20 protein-coding genes are annotated in these 17,935 nt (G+C 67.8%); 7 read left to right on the top strand and 13 right to left on the bottom strand.

From position 1 onward, the window contains the following. The 5 genes from ACWGIU_RS00325 to ACWGIU_RS00305 all read right to left on the bottom strand — a co-directional run. Window positions 1-386, bottom strand: a 386-nt coding sequence (locus tag ACWGIU_RS00325) for an ATP-binding cassette domain-containing protein (RefSeq protein ID WP_453701463.1), incomplete at its 3' end; no start/stop codon positions are given. Window positions 387-725: 339 nt separating this feature from the next. Next, the gene (locus tag ACWGIU_RS00320) at window positions 726-1,052 is read right to left on the bottom strand and encodes a DUF1048 domain-containing protein (RefSeq protein WP_453701460.1); all 327 of its coding nucleotides are present in this window, start codon (window positions 1,050-1,052) and stop codon (window positions 726-728) included. 1 nt (window position 1,053) lies between these two features. Then, window positions 1,054-1,410: a DUF1048 domain-containing protein gene (locus tag ACWGIU_RS00315; protein ID WP_453701459.1), complete on the bottom strand. Its 357-nt coding sequence runs from the start codon at window positions 1,408-1,410 to the stop codon at window positions 1,054-1,056. Next, a complete protein-coding gene (locus ACWGIU_RS00310) occupies window positions 1,407-1,733 on the bottom strand; it encodes a PadR family transcriptional regulator (RefSeq protein WP_214346405.1) in 327 nt (108 codons plus the stop codon). The genes ACWGIU_RS00315 and ACWGIU_RS00310 overlap by 4 nt, the downstream gene beginning before the upstream one ends. A 172-nt stretch (window positions 1,734-1,905) precedes the next feature. Continuing rightward, window positions 1,906-2,685: a MerR family transcriptional regulator gene (locus ACWGIU_RS00305; protein WP_453701458.1), complete on the bottom strand. Its 780-nt coding sequence runs from the start codon at window positions 2,683-2,685 to the stop codon at window positions 1,906-1,908. 6 nt (window positions 2,686-2,691) lie between these two features. Between ACWGIU_RS00305 and ACWGIU_RS00300 the strand changes: the two genes are divergently transcribed. Beyond that, window positions 2,692-2,976, top strand: a complete 285-nt coding sequence (locus tag ACWGIU_RS00300; protein WP_453701457.1) for a hypothetical protein — start codon at window positions 2,692-2,694, stop codon at window positions 2,974-2,976. A 57-nt stretch (window positions 2,977-3,033) separates the two neighbouring features. Here ACWGIU_RS00300 and lysA read toward each other — a convergent pair whose 3' ends face one another. The 3 genes from lysA to ACWGIU_RS00285 all read right to left on the bottom strand — a co-directional run bounded on the left by lysA (window position 3,034) and on the right by ACWGIU_RS00285 (window position 6,452). Then, window positions 3,034-4,368 (bottom strand): diaminopimelate decarboxylase, encoded by a 1,335-nt coding sequence (lysA, locus tag ACWGIU_RS00295; RefSeq protein WP_453701456.1) that lies wholly within the window; start codon window positions 4,366-4,368, stop codon window positions 3,034-3,036. A 13-nt stretch (window positions 4,369-4,381) separates the two neighbouring features. Then, complete coding sequence (locus ACWGIU_RS00290; RefSeq protein WP_453701455.1) at window positions 4,382-4,744, bottom strand: SAV_915 family protein; 363 nt, start codon at window positions 4,742-4,744, stop codon at window positions 4,382-4,384. 625 nt (window positions 4,745-5,369) lie between these two features. After that, window positions 5,370-6,452 (bottom strand): IS630 family transposase, encoded by a 1,083-nt coding sequence (locus ACWGIU_RS00285; protein WP_453701462.1) that lies wholly within the window; start codon window positions 6,450-6,452, stop codon window positions 5,370-5,372. 473 nt (window positions 6,453-6,925) lie between these two features. On the opposite strand from ACWGIU_RS00285, the gene ACWGIU_RS00280 reads away from it, so the two are divergent. Then, entirely contained in the window at window positions 6,926-7,756 is an 831-nt protein-coding gene (locus ACWGIU_RS00280; RefSeq protein WP_453701454.1) for a hypothetical protein, read from the top strand. Between the two features lie 78 nt (window positions 7,757-7,834). On the opposite strand, the gene ACWGIU_RS00275 is transcribed toward ACWGIU_RS00280, so the two are convergent. The 3 genes from ACWGIU_RS00275 to ACWGIU_RS00265 all read right to left on the bottom strand — a co-directional run bounded on the left by ACWGIU_RS00275 (window position 7,835) and on the right by ACWGIU_RS00265 (window position 9,561). Next, window positions 7,835-8,026, bottom strand: a complete 192-nt coding sequence (locus ACWGIU_RS00275; protein WP_453701453.1) for a transposase — start codon at window positions 8,024-8,026, stop codon at window positions 7,835-7,837. Next, window positions 8,023-8,505, bottom strand: a complete 483-nt coding sequence (locus tag ACWGIU_RS00270) for a hypothetical protein (protein ID WP_453701452.1) — start codon at window positions 8,503-8,505, stop codon at window positions 8,023-8,025. The genes ACWGIU_RS00275 and ACWGIU_RS00270 overlap by 4 nt, the downstream gene beginning before the upstream one ends. Before the next feature lie 294 nt (window positions 8,506-8,799). Beyond that, window positions 8,800-9,561: a gamma-glutamyl-gamma-aminobutyrate hydrolase family protein gene (locus ACWGIU_RS00265; protein ID WP_453701451.1), complete on the bottom strand. Its 762-nt coding sequence runs from the start codon at window positions 9,559-9,561 to the stop codon at window positions 8,800-8,802. 303 nt (window positions 9,562-9,864) lie between these two features. Here ACWGIU_RS00265 and ACWGIU_RS00260 point away from each other — a divergent pair, with 303 nt between their 5' ends. Further along, a complete protein-coding gene (locus tag ACWGIU_RS00260) occupies window positions 9,865-10,752 on the top strand; it encodes a LysR family transcriptional regulator (RefSeq protein WP_453701450.1) in 888 nt (295 codons plus the stop codon). Window positions 10,753-11,066: 314 nt separating this feature from the next. On the opposite strand, the gene ACWGIU_RS00255 is transcribed toward ACWGIU_RS00260, so the two are convergent. Together ACWGIU_RS00255 and ACWGIU_RS00250 are read right to left on the bottom strand one after the other, a co-directional pair. After that, window positions 11,067-11,591, bottom strand: a complete 525-nt coding sequence (locus ACWGIU_RS00255) for a hypothetical protein (protein ID WP_453701449.1) — start codon at window positions 11,589-11,591, stop codon at window positions 11,067-11,069. Beyond that, window positions 11,588-12,082, bottom strand: coding sequence for a winged helix-turn-helix transcriptional regulator (locus ACWGIU_RS00250; protein WP_453701448.1), 495 nt, complete (start codon window positions 12,080-12,082; stop codon window positions 11,588-11,590). The genes ACWGIU_RS00255 and ACWGIU_RS00250 overlap by 4 nt, the downstream gene beginning before the upstream one ends. A 599-nt stretch (window positions 12,083-12,681) precedes the next feature. Here ACWGIU_RS00250 and ACWGIU_RS00245 point away from each other — a divergent pair. From ACWGIU_RS00245 to ACWGIU_RS00230, 4 genes are all read left to right on the top strand, one after another. Next, entirely contained in the window at window positions 12,682-13,101 is a 420-nt protein-coding gene (locus ACWGIU_RS00245) for an acyl-CoA thioesterase (RefSeq protein WP_453701447.1), read from the top strand. A 358-nt stretch (window positions 13,102-13,459) separates the two neighbouring features. Continuing rightward, window positions 13,460-13,939 carry a hypothetical protein gene (locus ACWGIU_RS00240; protein ID WP_453701446.1) on the top strand — a complete coding sequence of 160 codons (480 nt, stop codon included), beginning with the start codon at window positions 13,460-13,462 and terminating at the stop codon, window positions 13,937-13,939. Window positions 13,940-15,116: 1,177 nt separating this feature from the next. Then, window positions 15,117-16,163, top strand: coding sequence for a histidinol-phosphate transaminase (locus ACWGIU_RS00235; RefSeq protein ID WP_453701445.1), 1,047 nt, complete (start codon window positions 15,117-15,119; stop codon window positions 16,161-16,163). Continuing rightward, window positions 16,151-17,935, top strand: a complete 1,785-nt coding sequence (locus tag ACWGIU_RS00230) for an aldehyde dehydrogenase family protein (protein ID WP_453701461.1) — start codon at window positions 16,151-16,153, stop codon at window positions 17,933-17,935. The genes ACWGIU_RS00235 and ACWGIU_RS00230 overlap by 13 nt, the downstream gene beginning before the upstream one ends.

The raw sequence follows: 17,935 nt of genomic DNA, 5'->3' as shown, positions 1-17,935 counted from the left end.
TCGGTGGCGACTCGCCGCCCTTCGCGCTTGGACAAGTGGTGCAGGTCCGCCATGAGGAGCATGTTCTCCTCGCCGGTGATCAGGCCGTCGACGGCGGAGAACTGCCCGGTGACACCGATCGCGGCACGGACCGCCTGCGGGTCGGCGGCCAGGTCGTGCCCGCCGACGTGCAGGTTGCCGGCGTCGGCGGTGATGAGCGTGGAAAGGATCTTCACGGCGGTGGTCTTCCCGGCGCCGTTCGGGCCGAGCAGCGCGAACACGGACCCGGCCGGGATGTGCAGATCGATCCCGTCGAGGACGAGCTTCTCGCCGTACGACTTGCGTAGTCCGACGGCGGAGACAGCGGTCGGCGACGGGCGACCGTCCACTTGTTTGGATGTGGGCATGACAAATGAAGCCATGGCGACTTCCCTTTCGAAGACAGAAGGCGCTGGGGGAGTGGATGCAGGTTCGGAACTTGGATCAAGTGACTGTTCGTGACGGCATGTCGGTCACGTCACATCGTCTGGGGAGGCTGGCGTTCGCCATGCCGCGGAGACCTGACCACCGAGGGGTGTCGCCTGTGTTGGCAGGGCTGAGTCGGGGCCTCGCCGGGCTTGCTCAGCCACCTCGGTGGGCAGGATCTGCGGCGGCCTCTGGCGGCCGGTCGGACCGAGTCTGTTCGCGCCGCGCCGAAGTGATGAACCGCGCGTACGGGTTATGTCCACTGGCGCGGGCAGAGGAGGCTACTTCCCGGCGGTGCCGGGCTCCCTGTTGAGGGACTCCTGGTAGGCGTCCGCGTACGTGCGCGAGTCCTTGATCAGGTCGTCGCAGAACGCGGCGACGTCATTGCCGATCAGTTGCAAAACCCCCTTGCCCGCTGCGGCGCCCTCCTCGAAGAAGTCGACGATCCCGGGGAGCAGGGGCCCGTCAGGCAGGTCGATCGGTCCGACCTTGAAGAGGTACTTCTGCATTTCCTTGTAGACGATCTGGTAGTCCGGCGGGAGCCCCTTGACCCGGGCCGTGTGCGCCCGCCACTGCTTCTTGCCCTCGATGATGTCCTGGATGCCCATGTCAGCCTCCCAGCCTGCTCAGTTTCCTGGCGACGTTCCTGTTCAACTGCTCGCGCCACCGGTCGCGATAGGTTCGGGCCCCTTCGTCGCCGGCCAGTGCCGTGCAGAAGCCCCGGATGTCGTCGCCGAGCACCTCGTTGACGCTCTGCCCGTCCGCCGCCGTTTCTTCGAGCAGCCCCAGGGCGGCGTCGAGGATCGGCATCAGGTTGCGACCGGTGAAGTCCCCGTGGGGAAAGAGGTCGACCTTGACCTGTTCCCACGCCGCCCGGTAGTCGTCCGGCAAGGCCTCGGCCCGTGCCTCGAACGCCTTCAATTCCCTGGTGAGATCGCTGCCCGTGATGGTCTCCCAGAAGTTCATCGTCCGCCCTCCTTGAGCTTGTCGATGCGTGATGAGACGTACTGCCATTTCGCCCAGAACTTCGCGAGTTCCTCGCGGCCGGCGTCGTTGAGCGCGTAGAACTTCCGCGGCGGACCGACACCGGACGGCCGCTTCGTCACCTGGACGAGTCCGTTCCTCTCCAGCCGCAGCAAGATGGTGTACACCGTCCCTTCGATGACGTCGGTGAAGCCCAGCTCGTTCAGCTGACGGGTGATGGCGTACCCGTAGGTCTCCTCGCGGTCGATGATCTCGAGCACGCACCCTTCGAGCGTGCCCTTCAGCATCTCGGTCAGGTCGTCCATCGCACGTCTTCCTCCTCGGCGTCACCGGTACTGTGTAGTACCGAGTACAGCTATACGCTATCACCGAGTAGTGGTGGGTGCCAGCGATCGGCGAGCCGCGTGCACGGGTGACGGGGGGCGCCACCGGCCATGTCAGGATGCGCGTCGCGCAGGTGGCTCCAGGCTGCTCACGTCATGCGTTCAGGTGGGCGCGGATGAGCGAGTCGAGCCGTTCCCATGCCGGGGACGACGCGTTGACCGTGCCCTGGATAAGCGCGGGGATCTCGGAGTCCGCATCCAGGCCGGGCAGTTCGCCGGACCCGTAGCGCTCCCGGTTCGCCTCGGCGATACGAAGGGCGAGGTCATCGAGGCGCGGGTCGTCGGCGCCGAGGTCGTACGCGTGGTCGTAGCCGAGGAAGAGCTGCCGTAGCTCCGGGTCGGCCAAGATGTCGGCCTGGTCGTGAAACAGGGTGGTCGCGCGCTCCGGGTGGGTGGCGAACACGAGGATCCACAGGTCGCGTTGCAGGTCAACCCATCTGGACGTGAACCCCCACCGGGCCAGGTCTTCCAGATGGGAGGCGACTTTGTCGGGCAGCGGCACCAGACGTCCCGCGGCGAGTCGGCGCAGACGGGCCTGTGTTTCCTGCAGGCTGCGGATACGGGCGTCGAGTCCGTCGTCGATCTCGCCCAACGCCTGCCGGAGTTCCCCCTCGCCAGACGCCCTCAGGTCGCGAATACGAGCAAGAGGGACACCGGCTTCGGCCAGTGTCCGGATCTTGATCAAGGTGACGGCGTCGCTCGCTCCGTAACGCCGGTAGCCGGATGCGTCGCGGTCGGGCTCGGGGAGCAGCCCCTTGTCGTGGTAGACACGGACGGTCTTGATTGACACTCCGATGTAGCCGGCCAGCTGTCCGATGGTGATCACCCGGTTATCGTCCCACTTGACTTTGCCCCTGGGGCAGGGCTGCAGCATGGAGACATGGAGAACACGAATGTTGACCGGGAGACCCTGCGCGAGCTGGCCGACGAGGGCAACGAGACCGCACTGGACCGGCTGGCCGATCTGGCGGACGCGGCCGGAGGCCTCGCGGAGCTGAGCGACCTGTTGGACGAAGGATCCCGACACGCCGGGCTGCTGCTCACGCGACGCGCGGCCGCAGCCGGTGATCTGCGCGAGCTGCAACGGATCTCCGATGCCGGATACGAAGAGGCAGGAACGGAGCTGGACCGTCTGCTGCAGGCACCGGGCGGCCGCCAAAGCTGACGGTCCGCCCGGCCGTCGCACCTGCCGAGCAGCTGACGAACGTGTGCTGCTGCGGCCTCAGATACCGATGTCCCGGCTCCGATAGTCCTCCAGGGATTCGCGCCGTACGAGGAGCCGGGCCGTGCCCTCGTGGACGGCTACGACGGCGGGACGGCCGACCAGGTTGTAACCGGAGGCCATGGACAGTTGGTAGGCGCCGGCCACCGGTACCGCGAGCAGGTCGCCGGGGTGGATGTCGCCCGGCAGTTGGACGTCGGAGGCGAGGATGTCGCCCGCCTCGCAGTGCCGCCCGACGACCGTGACCGTACGGAGCCCCGCCGTCGAGTGGCGGCCGACGAGCCGGGGCGCGTACCGCACCCCGTACAGCGCGGGCCGCGGGTTGTCGCTCATGCCGCCGTCCACGGCGACGAACACCTTCTCGCCGGTGTGCTTGACGGTGAGCACCCGGTAGAGCGCGACTCCCGCGGGGCCCACGACGGCCCGTCCGGGTTCGACGGCGAGCCGGGGCACGGGCAGTCCCGCGGCGGCGCAGCCGTCGACGAGTTCCGTACGCATCCGCCGGGCGAGCGCGGTGATGTCGAGGGTGGGTTCACCGGGCCGGTAGGCGATGCCGTGGCCACCGCCCATGTCGAGCTCGGGCAGGACCAGGCCGTGCGTGTCACGGATGCGGGCCATCAGCCCGATCATGCGGCGCAGAGCGACCAGGTAGGGCTTCACCTCGGTGATCTGCGAGCCGATGTGGCAGTGCAGCCCCGTGAGTTCGAGCTGCGGCTGGCCGAGGATGCGGGCGACGGCGTGCTGAGCGCCGCCGTCGGTGAGGGAGAGCCCGAACTTCTGGTCCTCCGTACCGGTGCGGATCTTGTCGTGGCCGCCGGCCGAGACACCCGGGACCACCCGCACCATGACCTTCTGGCGGCCCGCGGGCCCGACGGCGGCCGCGATGCGGGCTATCTCGGACGGGCTGTCGATGACGATCCGTCCCACCCCGAGCCGGAGCGCGGCCGCCAGGTCCCGGGGCGACTTCGCGTTGCCGTGCAGCACGATCCGTTCCGGCGGGAAGCCGGCCGTGACGGCGAGCTCCAGCTCCCCGGCCGAGCACACGTCCAGGCCCAGCCTCTCCTCCCGCACCCAGCGGACCATGGCGCGGGAGAGGAACGCCTTGGCCGCGTACAGCACGTCCGCGTCGGGGAACGCCGCGCTGTACGTCCGGCAACGTCCGCGCACCTCGCCCTCGTCCAGCACGTAGGTCGGTGTGTCGAACCGGTCGGCGATCTCGCTGAGGGGAACTCCGCCGACGGCCAGGCCGCCGTGCGGGAGTGGTGTTGCGGATGAGGGCCATACGGACAGCTCACCGGCGGCGGCGGGCATCTCCGGGAGAACGGCGATGGTCATGATCTGCTCTCCTTCAGGCCGTGCGGGCCGTGGTCTCGGATACCCGTGTGAGCGGGGCTCCGGGGGGTCCGGCGTCCGCCGTGGGGACCGGGGGCGCGGTGGGTGCCGGGTCGACGGTCAGCAGGGACGCGCCGAGTGGCCGGGCCATCGCGCGGAGCGCGGCCTCGGAGAGCCGGATCCAGGGCTGGGTCGTACCGAGCGTGGCGGCCAGCTGTTCCGGGGTGGTGAAACCGACGGCGGTACGGGCTCCCAGTGGGGTGCGGAACAGCCGCACGACGACGTGCGCTCCTCCCGGCCGGGCGGGCACGTACAGAGGCCCGGCCGGGCTCTGTTCCTCAGGCTCGGAGTCGGATTCGTCGTACTGGAACAAGCACATGGGGCCCTCCTCGGGGAACCACGAGTGACAGGTGACGCCCCGGCGCGGGGAGGCGGTCCGGGACGTGCAACCGAAGCTATCCCCGCCCCCGCGCCTCAGCGGTCACCCCGTAACGGGACCCATACGGCCAGCGGCCCACTCCATACGGATCACTGACGGCAGGAGCTGGAGGCCATCAGGAGTGCGTCAGGCTTGTGGACCTCTCTGCCAGAAATCCGTAACGGACATGGCTCCGCCGTACCTCGCGGACGTTCCATGAGGACCGGAGGCTGGACGGCGAGGTAGAGGGAACAGGTCGCGCGAAGAGTCGTGGTCGGCGTGACCGGCACCCTGGGGAGGGTGGCAGCCCTGCACAGGGCAGCTGCAGAGGCCCGCATACGTGATGCGGAGCTGAGGGTCGTCCTGGCGTGTGAACTCGGCGGCCGGAAACGTCCTCAGCCCCTCCGCCCTGGCGGAATGCCGTACGGCTGCCGTCGAGAGCCTTCGCGAGGTACTCGACACGCCGTTCCGTGCGGCGAAGCCCGGAGTCATGCTGGCGGGCCTCACCGTACGGGGCACCCCCGGTGGCGCCTTGGTGGACACCCCCCGTGGCGTGGAGGATCTCTCACTGACTGAATCACCCGTCCTAGTGTCCTGCGCCGGGAATTCGATCAAGATATGAGGCCAGGCGTTCGAGGATCTCGTCGGCGCTCTTCGTCCATGCGAAGGGGCGGGGGTTCTCGTTCCAGGTCTTGATCCAGCCGCGGATGTCCTTCTCCAGCGCCTGGAGGGACTTGTGGGTGCCGCGCCGTATCTGTTTGTCCGTCAGGATCCCGAACCATCGCTCGACCTGGTTGAGCCAGGAGGAGTAGGTGGGGGTGAAGTGCATGTGGATCCGGGGGTGGGCCTCCAGCCACTTCTTGACCGTCGGTGATTTGTGGGTGCTGTAGTTGTCGCAGATCAGGTGGACGTCCAGGCCGGCCGGGACTTCCTTGTCGAGCTTGGCCAGGAACTTCTTGAACTCGACAGCCCGATGGCGGCGGTGGATGGAGCCGATGATCTCGCCGGTGGCCACGTCCAGCGCCGCGAACAGGGTGGTCACGCCGTGGCGGATGTAGTCGTGGGTTCGGCGCTCGGGCATGCCCGGCATCATCGGCAACACCGGCGCGGACCGGTCCAACGCCTGGATCTGGGACTTCTCATCCACGCACAGGACCAGGGCACGTTCCGGCGGGTCCAGATACAGGCCCACCACATCACGGACCTTGTCGATGAACTGTGGGTCGTTGGACAGCTTGAACGTATCCACCTGATGCGGCTTGAGACCGAACGCCTTCCAGATCCGGCCGACCGAGGACTTCGACAGCCCGCTCTCGGCCGCCATCGAAGCCCTCGACCAGTGCGTGGCGTCCTTCGGCGACCGCTCCAGCGTGGCGACGACGACCTCCTCGACCCGGTCATCGGTGATCTTCCTCGGGGCGCCGGGCCGGGGTTCGTCCACCAGCCCTTCCATCCGCCGCTCCAGGAAGCGCCGCCGCCACTTGCCCACGGTCTGCGGCCAGATGCCGAGCTCGTCGGCAACCTGCCGGTTCCTCTTGCCGTCCGCGCACCCCAGCACGATCCTGCACCGCTGAGCCAGCACCTGCGAGGACTTCGCCCGCCGCGACCAGCGCAGCAGCGTCGCCCGCTCATCCTCGGACAACACCAGCTCGGCCATCGGCCGCCCCATGTTCGCCATGGAGACAGCCTACTAATTCAACGAATTTCCGGCGCAGGACACTAGTTTCCCGGTTCCCGCATCCCGGTGGGACGTCGACGGTCTACTCAGAGGGCGGTGCGTGAGGTGATGTCCGTTTCGCTTTTTCGGGAGGGGCAAGCGGGCTGGCCACGGCGTCACCGGGCGGCTCCGGCCGCGGCTGGGTGAACAAGCCTTGCTCGGTCTCGACCACGACTGATCCGCAGATCCCACGACCACCTCCGAGATCAGTCGCGGCGTACAGCAGCGCTGCCGCTTCGATTGCTCACGGGAAGATCGCGCGGCAACGGGAGGCCTGCCGCGTGTCCCTGCGACATCGGTCGCAGCCAGCAGCAGTTCAAGTACGTTCACGCCGACGGTTCCCCTTCCGGTCGGCAAAGCAGTTTGCTCTCTTGGCGTCCGATGCTTTCTCATGATCTCGGAAGCCGTACAGGGAGGGCGGGATCATGAAATGGCGATGGGACAGGCAGCACCGAACGCAGAAGGGGTTCGGCGGAGCGGAGGCCCCGGAGAGCCGGGTGCTGCGGCACTGGGGCCTTCAGGGCGTCGAGTGGTGGCCGTGGCTGCGCCGCTCGCCGGTGGCCGTCGACCTGCTCGCGTGGTGGGGACACGCGGACGCCTACCGGGCCCTGGTCGGGGAGGATGCGTACCGGGAGCGGGGGCGCGAGCTGTTGTCCCGGGCGTCCCCCCGTGACTGCGCGGCGGCGGGCATGGGGTGCGAACGGCGCATCGACCGGGCGTGTCGCACTCCGGAGATCTGCGCTCTGGAGCCGGCCGCGCCGGGCCGTCGCGAGGGCCCGGCGCCGGGAGCGTGCAGCGGTTTCTACGGGGACACCTGGCTGAGGGTGAGGTTCAGCCCTGACGACCGGCATTGTGCGGTGTCCTGTCGTGAGGACGAGAAGTGGGCATCTCGCCTGTGGGTGGACGGCGTCCAGGTGGAAGCGGACGTGGCCCTGGACTTCGGGGGCCACTGGCAGGGGAACCGGTTCTACGTGGTGCAGGCCATGGGCCCGGACGACCATCCGATGCAGAGATGGGGCCCGGGAGGGGGCTGGATCGCCTCGTTGCTGATCCACGATATCGAGCGGGGCGCCTCGCGCCTGCTCGTGCCGGAAGACACCGAGGCGTGGACCGATCCCCTCGTCGTCCTGACCGGGGACGAGCTGAGGGTCTACGCGGACCGGGCGGCCCACGACGCCGACGAACCCGGCCGTGTGCTCCGCCTCGGCGAGGCCGTCGCCGACGACGGCACCGAGCCCGGGACCGACGGCTACTGAAGGAGGGCAGCCGGAATACGGGGAAAGGTGCCGTAGGGAAGCCGAGCCGGGTGGCTCCGGACTGGTTCCGCACCCGCTTCATGTCGTCTTCCAGCAGCGTCCCCTCTCCACCAGGTTCAGCCACGACGCGCTGGTGGGTGTGAAGTGCAGGTGGAACCGCGGGTGCGCCAGCAGCCACTTCTTCCCGTCCGGTGTCTTGTGGGTGGCGTAGTTGTCGAGGAGCAGATGGACCTGGAGGTCTGCGGGCACTTCCTTGTCGAGCTTGGTCACGAACTTCTCGACCTCGGCCGCCCGAAGATGACTTGCCAGTGGCGACTTCCAGGGCCGCGTAGAGGGTGGTGGTGCCGGCGCGGATGTAGTCGTGGCTGCGGCGTTCTGGAACGCTGGGCATCATCGGCAGGACCGGCTTGGACCGGTCCAGGGCCTGGATCTGCGGTTTCTCGTCCACGCAGAGGACCAGGGGCCTTCTCCGGCGGGTCGAGGCAGAGCGCGACGACGGCGCGGTCCTTGTCGATTAACAGCGGGCCCGTAGGACAGCTTGAACGTGTGCGACCCGTGCGGGGCCAGGGCGAACGCCGCCAGCTCCATGAGACCGTCCACTGCGACATGCCCGTGGCCGCGGCCAACGACCGGGTCGACCAGTGCGTCGCGTTCTTCGGCTTCTCTTCGAGCGTCTTGACGATCACCCGCTCGACATCCGCGTCCGTGATCTTCCGTGGGATACCCGGCCGTGGCTCGTCGCCCAGCACGTCTAGGCCGTGCTCGAAGGAGCGCCGCGCCAGGTGCGGACTCCGGAGCGATCCGCAGCCGCCGCGACACCTCCATGACCGAGTGCTCCTCTGCGCACTCCAGTACGGTCCGCGACCGCTGAGAAGACAACGGCGGAATCTCCGGACCAGGACGACTCATACCCAACTCACGACACACCTCAGACCCAGGTCACTAGCGCAGGGCAGGCAGCGACGCTGCCGGTGTGCTGGCAGCTGCCGCTCCGCTGCCGGATGTGGTGGCCGAGCTGACGGTGGCGCGAGGCGTACGAGACGTTAAAGGGGAGCGCCACCGACCGGTGCTCGCCGCTCAGCCGACTCGTGCAACCCTGCCGTTGTGCGCTGCCGGGCTACCGACACCAGAGCTTGTATCACTGCTTGGTCGGCACTCATCTCGGGGTGCCACTGCACGCCCAGGGCGAAGTGGTGCCGGGTGCTTTCGATGGCCTCGACTGTGCTGTCTTCGGCGTAGGCCGCGACCGCCAGGCCTGCGCCGAGGAGGTCGGCTGCCTGGTGGTGGTGCGTGGCCACCTGTCTGGTCCCGGGCAGGAGCGCGGCCAGACGGGTGCCCGGCACGGTGGTGATGGCATGCGGCGTGAAGAGTCCGAGATACCCGTTGTGGCCGTCGTGACCCACCTTCTCGGGCAGGTGCTGGATCAACGTGCCGCCCGCGTGAACGTTCATCAGCTGCATGCCCCTGCAGATTCCGAGGACGGGAATGTCACGGTCCAGACTGTTCTTGAGGACAGCGCGCTCCCACCGGTCGCGGGCGGGGACCGGAGTCCCCGCACACGGGTGGGGCTCGGCCCCGTACAGGGCGGGATCCAGGTCCTCACCTCCGGCGAGGATGACGCCGTCCAATCGCGCGATGACGTCCGCCGCCGCGCCCGGCGCATCGGGCGGCAGAAGGACGGCCCGGCCTTCGGCAGCCTGAACGCATGTGGCGTACGCTGCGGGCAGCAGTGCGGCGGGCAGCTCCCACTCTCCCCACCGCGCGTCGGTGAGGTAAGTGGTGATTCCGATAAGTGGCTTGCGCACGCAGCGCCCCTTTTCCCATGCAGCAGTCAAATCCAGTCAGATGACTGACCGCCCCCTGAAACCCCGGCCCGGCGACGGTTGCGGGCAACGCTGCACGGTGGGGCGGCAGGGCTCCGTTGCACGGACGGCGGTGCACGGGTGCACCTCGCGGCATGGGTACGGGGGCGGCCACGGCACGGAGCGAGACGGGTCACGCCCCTTGCCTGGTGGCAGAATCCTGCTGGCGTTCGTCCTTAAGCACAAGAAATGACATCTTTGTGTGAGGTAAGCCAGTCTTAACTCATGCAGATGCCAGATCCCCGCTTGCTCGCCACCTTGGAGTCCGTGGTGCGCCACGGCTCGTTCGCTGCCGCCGCCGGCGAACTCGGTTACAGCGCCCCCGCCGTCTCTCAGCAGATCGCCGAACTGGAACGCCGCGCAGGCCTTCGAGTCTTGGAGCGCCGTCCCGTGCGTCCCACGCCCGCCGGCCAGGTCCTCCTCGATGCCGAACAAGGGGTACGCTCCGCGCTGGCCGCAGCTGCCCTGGAACTCGACGCCCTGCGTGCCGGCACGTCCGGGCGGATCCGGCTCGGCGCTTTCGCCTCGGCCGCCACGAGCATCGTCCCGAAGGCTCTCGCGCAGTTGCAAACGTCGTACCCCGACGTCCGGGTCAGCCTCTCGCAGCTGGAGCCCGAGGCCGGCTACGGCCGGATCAAACGGGGAGACGCCGACCTTGCCGTGACTTATGACTACGACTTCATTCCCCAGCCGCCGCCGCGCACACTGCGCCGGACCTTGGTTGCACGGGACCCCGTCGTGGCGGTGCTTCCCGCGGGCCACGAGCTGGCCAGCCGGGAGGTCATCGACCTGGCGAGCCTGGCCGACGAGACGTGGGTAGCCGCGCCCGAGGCCGCGCTGCGGCTGGAGCTGCTTGCCCAGATGGCCAAGACATCAGGCTTCGAGGCCCGACTGGAGTACGAGGGCGACGACTTCAACACCATCCTGGGCTTCGTTGCCGCGGGCCTGTGTGTCGCGGTACTGCCCCGCTTGGCCCTGCCCCGCGGTGTGGCCAATGTTGTCGCGAGACCGCTGGCCAACCCGGAGCTGACACGGTTCATCTACACCGTACGCCTCGACACCCGCCACGCCCCCGAAGCGCTGCTGGCGCTCGAGCGAATGCTGACAATACAGGTCCGGGCAGTCATTGCCTGAGCCCCCGACCAGCCGTTCGGCGGTGCACTGACACATTCGATCATTTGTGAATACATACATCGTGGCGCCTGTCCCAGGTCGGGTGCTGCCAAACAATCGCCCTCGGGAGGCTCCTGGGGAGCTGACCGCTGTCGTGTAGTGACGTGACGCGGAAACCTCTTTCCGCATGAGCGCTGCCGTGATTCGACGTGGCGACATCGTGGCGCTGACTGATCACCGGTCTCGTGGCCGCGAACATGGCAGCCCGGCGTGGGCATGAGCGTCGCCCCCCGACATGGACGCCTCGGCGGTGGAGGAACACCGCCGACAGCCGATCACGCCGGTGGGGGGTCGACCTGGACTGGACGACGTGACCGATCAGGACTGGCCATGGGCATGAAGACCCGATCTCCGCCGGCCACGACCGAGTCGAGCCATGCGCCCGCCACGATGAGTACTCCCGCCGTGCCCGGCCGTCCCTGCCGGCTCGCAACCCGAGGCCCAAGCACGCGCAGGAAACGGGTGGCGGCTGTGAGCGGGCGCATCATGAGGGTGAGGCGTCGGATACGGCCCTCATCGTCGAGATCGAGATACTGGGTCTCCTCCAACCGCAGGCGACCGACATAACCCGCGGCGCGCAGGACCGCGTGCTGTCCTTCCTGGAACTGTGCCTCGTAGTGGATGCCGGTGAACACTTCGAATACGCTCGTCAGGAGTTCCTCGAGTTCACGGTGCCCCCGAAACGTGAACCGGTCCGTCAGTGGCGAAACGAGCTCAACCTCCTCGGACAGAGCGGCCACTGCCGCGCTCGCGTCCCCCGCCTCGCCGGCCATTCGCCAAGCTGCGACGTGATCAGTCATGCCATCCCCGCAAGGCGCTCGGCAATGACGAGAGTGCCGGGCGCTGCGCGCCCGCCCGGGCCCGGCTGGACCGAGACGCCCTCCGGATGAACCGCTCCACTGCAGGCACGACACGTGACGGACACCTCTAGAACCTCTCCGCAGTGGTGCCGAAACACGATTGGCGGACCATCCGGCGCGTGCCAGCGGTCGCCCCACTGGGTGAGTGCCAAAAGCACCGTCACGAGCTCCCGTCCTGATGCGGTGCGCACGTAACGGAACCGCTGGGGACGCGTGGAGTACTCGACCCGTTCCAGCACATCGCCGTCCACGAGTCTGTCGAGCCGATTCTTCAGCAGTGCGCGGGACACGCCAAGGTCGCGGACCAGCTCCTCAAAAGTGTCAATGCCTAGAGAGACGTCGCGCAAGACCAGCGGTGACCACCAGTCACCCATCACATTCAGGGAGCGCGACAGCGAACAGTGGAACGCTGCGAATGAGGCACGAGGCATGGCCACAACCTAGTGCATTCATATTCTGAACGCACTCACGAATCGGTTCGGCGGCTGCTGCGCTGGGGCCGCTCCTGGAATTGCCATCACCCACGGGCGCGAGATCCCGCACTTCGCGTGCCACCGATGGTTTGCCCTGAGCTGCATCGGGCGGCAGGTGCCTCGTGGCGTGATAGCCCTTTCGGTGAGGCGATGCCGGCACCCTATGGCGGGGATTCCACTCGTCCTGCCGGCGCCCACGACCAGTCCGCGAATACTGTGCCGCCCGACTCGTGTGGTGATCAAGTGGGAGTTTCCGAGTAATACCGTTGGAAAAAAATGACTGTTTATGGTCGTGTTATGTTTGCCGGGCTTTAGCGGCTGTGGGCCGCGGGTCGGCACCAGGGGATCGCCCTTGACGGATCTGCAGCGGGTGGGTGAGAACCGTGCGCGCCTCACTCCATCGCACTGCTGTGGACCGGGACGAAGCAGGCTCCGCGGGGCTTTATCCGTCACGGAAACCAGCAAGCGGCACGACCGCCGACCATGCCCGAGTAGACCGCTGAGGCAATGCCCGTCGCCCTGCCCCGATTTCGGGCGGGTGATAATGACGAAATGAAATGAGTGGAATGACTCGCCATCAATACCGCTGCTCAGTCCGTTGGTCGGACATGGACGTCTACGGGCACGTCAACAACGCCGTCTTCCTCACCTATCTGGAGGAAGCGCGCAGCGACATACTCGGTGGCCATGCCGCAAGAGCTGGTGTGGACACCTTCACAGCGGGCTGCGTGAGCGCGAAGCACGAGATCGAGTACAAGGCGCCCTTGGAGTGGCGCGAAACGCCAGTCACCGTCGAGGTCTGGGTTACCGGCCTCAGGGCGGTGTCATTCAGCCTCGCCTACGAGGTGAAGGACGAAGGGACTCTGTACGCGAGGGCAGCCTCCACGATGGTTCCCTACGACCTGGAGGGCAAGCGCCCGCGGCGCCTCACCGAGGCTGAACGCGCCTACCTCACAGAATTTCTGACGCAGCAGTGACCGCTTGACCGAGCCGGCCCGAGTCACCCCCACAGGACGACCGCTGACATGGGCGAGTGGACCCGCTGAACAAGTGCCATCGCCATACCGTGATGCGGGTAGGAAACAACGACGAAATGAAATGACTCGAATGACATCCCTGCTGCTCGGCCTGGGGGGCGCGGCCTCGCCGCCTCAATCCGTCTTCGCCCGCGGCTCATCCGTCGTGCTGCGGGATGAGTAGGTCACAACCTCCGATGAGGCAGGACGTCTGACCCGCCTCACTCGCACAAGAAAGAAACAAGTGAAGAATCGCTTTGCCCTATTCTGTGTTGTGTGTCTGTTGAGCCTGAGTGCGTGTTCCACGAATGGTCAGGTAATGCAACCCGCCGAGACGTCGTCGAGCATAACTCAGGCGGCACAATACCCGAACACGGATGCAGGTTTCCGGAAGCTGATCATAGCTGCACGTTTTGACAATGATGTGGTGGCTTCACTGGAGCCGAATGCCGCCGACTATGCAGCGGTCTTCGAGCCGGAGTTCGCGGCCAAAGCCGAGAAAATGTACGAAGAGTGGATCTGGTCCAAGCCCACCGCCACGCTTGACGTTGACCCTGAGAAGACCGAAATCAAGGTGGCGAAGGCTACCACAGACGCCATCAGGGATTGGTCGAATGAGGTTAGCGAAGAATTCCCCGGTGGATACGAGAGGGTGGCCCCTTACCTCAAGCCGGGAACGACGATCTATCAGTGGGAGTATCTGGAGCCGGGCGAAGTGCTCGGTATGGCGTACGACGGCATGGCATACGTCAATGGGCGCTGGGTGTGGTTCCCGAAGCCGTGGCGCGCCCTCGACTAGCCTGAGCCGAGCCCGTGTCCACGTGGTGAGGCGTCATTGGCCTCGAGTCTGGGGCGGGGACGCCTACGCGCTGGTCAGTGGTTGCGCCTGGCGGGCGCCCGGTGCCGCCGGCGTCTGCGATCAGTCCGCCCGGGGCTCAGGGCGCCCGGACCGTCGGCGGCGAGGAAATCACGGCAGGCAGCGTTCGGAGGGCACAACTTGGCGATGAGGGGAGGCAGCCCGCGCTGTGCGCTGCGCGTTGATCAGGCACCTCATCGACTCCATGGCCTGGGCGGCCGTTCCGCGGACGGGCCCGGTTGCGTCGGTCGGGTCACACGCCGCTGGTGCGGCAGGCTGGGGTACGGCCCGCGGCGGTGTCGAGCTGTTTGAGCCTGGTTTGTCAGGCCGGCTGAGCTCTGGTCGTCGACAGCAGCGCGGTTTCCGGGCGCCGTGGAGGCGAGAGACGGGGGGTCTACCGCGGCGGCGCGCAGTAAGCATGGCTTATCCGACACGAAGGTGTCTTTATTTGCGCTTACTTCTGTGCGACTGCAGGATTCTGCCGCGGGCAGGAGCGTGAGTCGCACGTGCCACCGCAACCTCTTCGTCGAGCGCGCCCGTGGTTCCCGTGTGTGATGCCTGCTCCGAGCCCGGATATGTCACCTCCCTCACAGGTCGGGCAGATCCGGTATCCCGGGCGGGGGATGACGGGCTGAGAGCACCGGCGGGAGCCCTACGTGCAAGAAGGGACAACGAGTGCACCCACCACCACGGTCGGTCGTTCCTGCACTGTCGGCCGTCGCAGCGGGGGAGTTGCCGCAGTTGACGGCAACTAGCCTGGGGGAGTGGCGACTTGGGCTCCGTCTTCTTCATCGGAGCGGGCGGCGTGCGGGCACCTCGTGAGTGCGTGGGGGACCAGTTCTGACGGACGGTGCCCGTGGCAGGTGCCGGGACAACTAGTGAGTCCGGCCTGTAGCCGGGAGTAGTCATCGACGCCTGGTGGGCTACGGCCAGTCTGTCTTGTGACAGGGGTCCGAACCAGCAGGCGAGGAGACGGCTTGCGGTGCCGGCTGCCGGATTGATGCGATCTGTCGCCAAATTCTCTAAACAGTTGAGCGTTTGACCTCTGATGTTCACGCTTTACCTGTCAAGTGCCCAGAGGCACGGCCTCGGGCCCCACCGATTCAGAAGCGAGTCGAGCATGGTGCGTGTCCGTTCATCCTTGACACAGCTGCCCGCCTATGTTCCGGGCCGCAAAGTGCCCGGCGCGGTAGTGCTGGCCAGCAACGAATCCCCCTACGGGCTGTTGCCCGGTGTAGCCGCAACGCTTACGGAGCTGGCCGGCGGCGTGTCGAGGTACCCCGACCTGAGCGCCACTTCCCTCGTGCGGGCGATAGCCGGGCACCACGAGGTCGAGCCGGAGCGGATTGCGGTAGGCGCCGGATCCTCGGAGGTCTGCGGACAGCTGCTGCACTCGGTCGTCGGCTTCGGCGACGAGGTCGTCTTCGGATGGCGGTCCTTCGAGGCGTATCCGATTCTCACGGCGGTCGCAGGCGGTGTAGCGGTACGGGTCCCGCTGCGCGACCATGCGCTGGACCTCGACGCCATGGCCGCGGCGATCACCGATCGGACCCGGCTGGTCTTCGTCTGTAACCCAAACAACCCCACCTCCACCGCGGTCGGTGAGAGGGCGCTCCTCGACTTCGCGGACCGTGTCCCGGAAGACGTGCTGATCGTCGTCGACGAGGCCTATCGTGAGTACGCGGATCCGGCGCTGGTCCCCGATGCCCTGGCCCTGCTCGGCGACCGCCCGAACGTGGTGGTTCTGCGGACGTTCTCCAAGGCCTACGGACTGGCGGGACTGCGCGTCGGCTACTGCGTGGCGCCGCCGTGGATCGCCGCTCATGTGCGCAAGGCGCAGGTACCGTTCAGCGTCAGCGCCCTCGCCCAGGAGGCCGCCGTCGTCGCCCTCGGCGAGCGCGCGGAAGTCGCCCGGCGGGCCGCCCTCACGGTCGTCGAACGGGAGCGCGTGACTCTGATGTTGCACGCGCTGGGCTTCGAAGTCCCCGACTCCCAGGCCAACTTCGTGTGGCTACCGCTTGCGGACGCGAGCGCTGACTTCGCCGTCCACTGTCTTGGCGGGCACGTCGTGGTCCGCCCGTTCCTCGGGGAGGGCGTCCGGGTGACGATCGGACTGCCGCAGGAGAACGAGGCTTTCCTTGATCTCGCCGCGACCTGGAGAGGCTGAAGGCCGTGCGCCCCAGTCCTTATGAGCGGCATCGCGAACTGCTTCAGCAAGCCGTGCGGGCCCTCGCCGCCGGTGAATGCCGGCGGCCCTTCACGGAGGCGACCGGACAGGATGCTGCCGACGCGGGCATGAGATCGGTCCGAACGGCTGCGAAGGTCTTCGACTCCCTGCTGGGACGGCCCTTCGAGCTCGACCAGCCCGGCGAGCTGGGCCGGGTGTGCACCGAGTCCTCGCCATACGGGATCGGCATGGGAATCGGTTACCCGCGATGCGACCCCGCAGCTCTGGTGGCGGCTGCCGCTCAGGCGACGGCCGGGTGGCGCGCCGCCGGCCCCCACCGACGCGCCGGGCTGGCCGTGGAGATACTGCGCCGGCTGAACACTCGCAGCCATGAGCTGGCCCTTGCGGCGCAGCACACCACGGGGCAGCCGCCGCAGGCGGCGTTCCGGTCCGCGGGGCCGCGCGCCCAGGACCGTGCGCTGGAGGCCGTGGCCCTTGCCTTCGCGGAGTCGGAGCGCGTTCCAGCGGACCTGAGCTGGGAGAGCGGCCAAGGGACCCAAGGGAGCGGGCAACCGTCGCCGATGCGGGGCACCAGCACCCTGGTGCCCCGCGGAGTGTCGCTGCTCATCGGTTGCCCCGACTATCCGCTCTGGAACGGCTACCCGGGTCTGTTCGCCAGCCTGGTGACCGGCAACCCGGTGATCGTCGCCCCGCATCCGCGTTCCGTGCTGCCGCTGGCCATCACCGTGCGCGTCGCCCGGCAGGTGCTGGCGGAGGCCGGCCACCCACCGGACATCGTGGCCCTCGCGGTGGCGGAACCAGCGGAACGGCTGCACGAGAGGCTGGCCACGGACCCGGGGGTGCGCATCGTCGATTTCACCGGATCGGCGCAGTTCGCCGGCTGGCTGAAGGAACATGCTCGCCAAGCCGCCACGTTCGTCGATCGGACCGGCCTGAACACGGTGATCGTCGACTCCACCGGTGACTACCGGGATCTCGTGCGCGGCCTGGCCCACTCCCTGTGCCGGTGCAGCGGCACGGTCCGCACCACGCCGCAGAACATCCTGGTGCCGACGACGGGCATCGCGACCGATGAGGGGCACAAGAGTCTGGGGGACTTCGGCGCCGACCTGGGTGAGGCCGTGGACCGGCTGCTCGGGCATCCCGCACGTGTGGCCAGGCTGCTGGGCGCGATCGCCAGCGATACGGTGCGGGCGGGGCTGGCGGAGGCCACGCGGTACGGCACCGTGCTCCATGCCTCCGGAGCGCTGCGCCATCCGAATCATCCGGGCGCCGATGTGCGCAGCCCCCTGCTCGTCCGCCTGGCGGCGCAGGACGAACGGATCTACGCCAGGGAGTGGCCGGGACCCGTCTCATTCCTTGTCGGTACCGACTCGACGTCGCACAGCCTGGCTCTCTTCCGCCGCACGGTGAGCCGCCACGGGGCGTCGTACGCCACCGTGCACTCGACCGACCCGCTGGTGCTGGCGGTCGCCGAGACGGCAGCACTGGACGCCGGGGTGCACCTGGTGCAGAACCTCGCAGACGACTTCCCCGCGGACCCCTCCTCAGCGGGCGCGGATTTGCCCCCCGAGGGCGCCCACTTCGTCACCGGGCGGTTCCGGGTGGTGCGGTCTCGGCAGCATGCGGCCGGGAGGGCCCCGGCCCCTGTCGTGGCGGCGGCCCCGAGACCGACCTCCATCGGGGCTGCGGAGTCGGCTCGGGCTCCGGCGCCGGACGCGGGTTCCGCTGCCGCGCTGGTCGACGTCTGA

This window comes from Streptomyces sp. NPDC054840, assembly GCF_053611065.1.
This window is presented reverse-complemented; position numbering and strand designations above follow the sequence as displayed.

What these genes read in the sequence shown, in the direction of transcription:
- ACWGIU_RS00250 (WP_453701448.1), bottom strand. Translation starts at nt 12,082, where the DNA reads ATGCCTCGTGCCTCATTCGCAGCGTTCCACTGTTCGCTGTCGCGCTCC.
- ACWGIU_RS00285 (WP_453701462.1), bottom strand. Translation starts at nt 6,452, where the DNA reads ATGGGGCGGCCGATGGCCGAGCTGGTGTTGTCCGAGGATGAGCGGGCG.
- ACWGIU_RS00320 (WP_453701460.1), bottom strand. Translation starts at nt 1,052, where the DNA reads ATGGGCATCCAGGACATCATCGAGGGCAAGAAGCAGTGGCGGGCGCAC.
- ACWGIU_RS00300 (WP_453701457.1), top strand. Translation starts at nt 2,692, where the DNA reads ATGGAGAACACGAATGTTGACCGGGAGACCCTGCGCGAGCTGGCCGAC.
- ACWGIU_RS00240 (WP_453701446.1), top strand. Translation starts at nt 13,460, where the DNA reads ATGCAACCCGCCGAGACGTCGTCGAGCATAACTCAGGCGGCACAATAC.
- ACWGIU_RS00290 (WP_453701455.1), bottom strand. Translation starts at nt 4,744, where the DNA reads ATGTGCTTGTTCCAGTACGACGAATCCGACTCCGAGCCTGAGGAACAG.
- ACWGIU_RS00255 (WP_453701449.1), bottom strand. Translation starts at nt 11,591, where the DNA reads ATGACTGATCACGTCGCAGCTTGGCGAATGGCCGGCGAGGCGGGGGAC.
- ACWGIU_RS00315 (WP_453701459.1), bottom strand. Translation starts at nt 1,410, where the DNA reads ATGAACTTCTGGGAGACCATCACGGGCAGCGATCTCACCAGGGAATTG.
- lysA (WP_453701456.1), bottom strand. Translation starts at nt 4,368, where the DNA reads ATGACCATCGCCGTTCTCCCGGAGATGCCCGCCGCCGCCGGTGAGCTG.
- ACWGIU_RS00305 (WP_453701458.1), bottom strand. Translation starts at nt 2,685, where the DNA reads ATGCTGCAGCCCTGCCCCAGGGGCAAAGTCAAGTGGGACGATAACCGG.
- ACWGIU_RS00310 (WP_214346405.1), bottom strand. Translation starts at nt 1,733, where the DNA reads ATGGACGACCTGACCGAGATGCTGAAGGGCACGCTCGAAGGGTGCGTG.
- ACWGIU_RS00245 (WP_453701447.1), top strand. Translation starts at nt 12,682, where the DNA reads ATGAGTGGAATGACTCGCCATCAATACCGCTGCTCAGTCCGTTGGTCG.
- ACWGIU_RS00280 (WP_453701454.1), top strand. Translation starts at nt 6,926, where the DNA reads ATGAAATGGCGATGGGACAGGCAGCACCGAACGCAGAAGGGGTTCGGC.
- ACWGIU_RS00235 (WP_453701445.1), top strand. Translation starts at nt 15,117, where the DNA reads ATGGTGCGTGTCCGTTCATCCTTGACACAGCTGCCCGCCTATGTTCCG.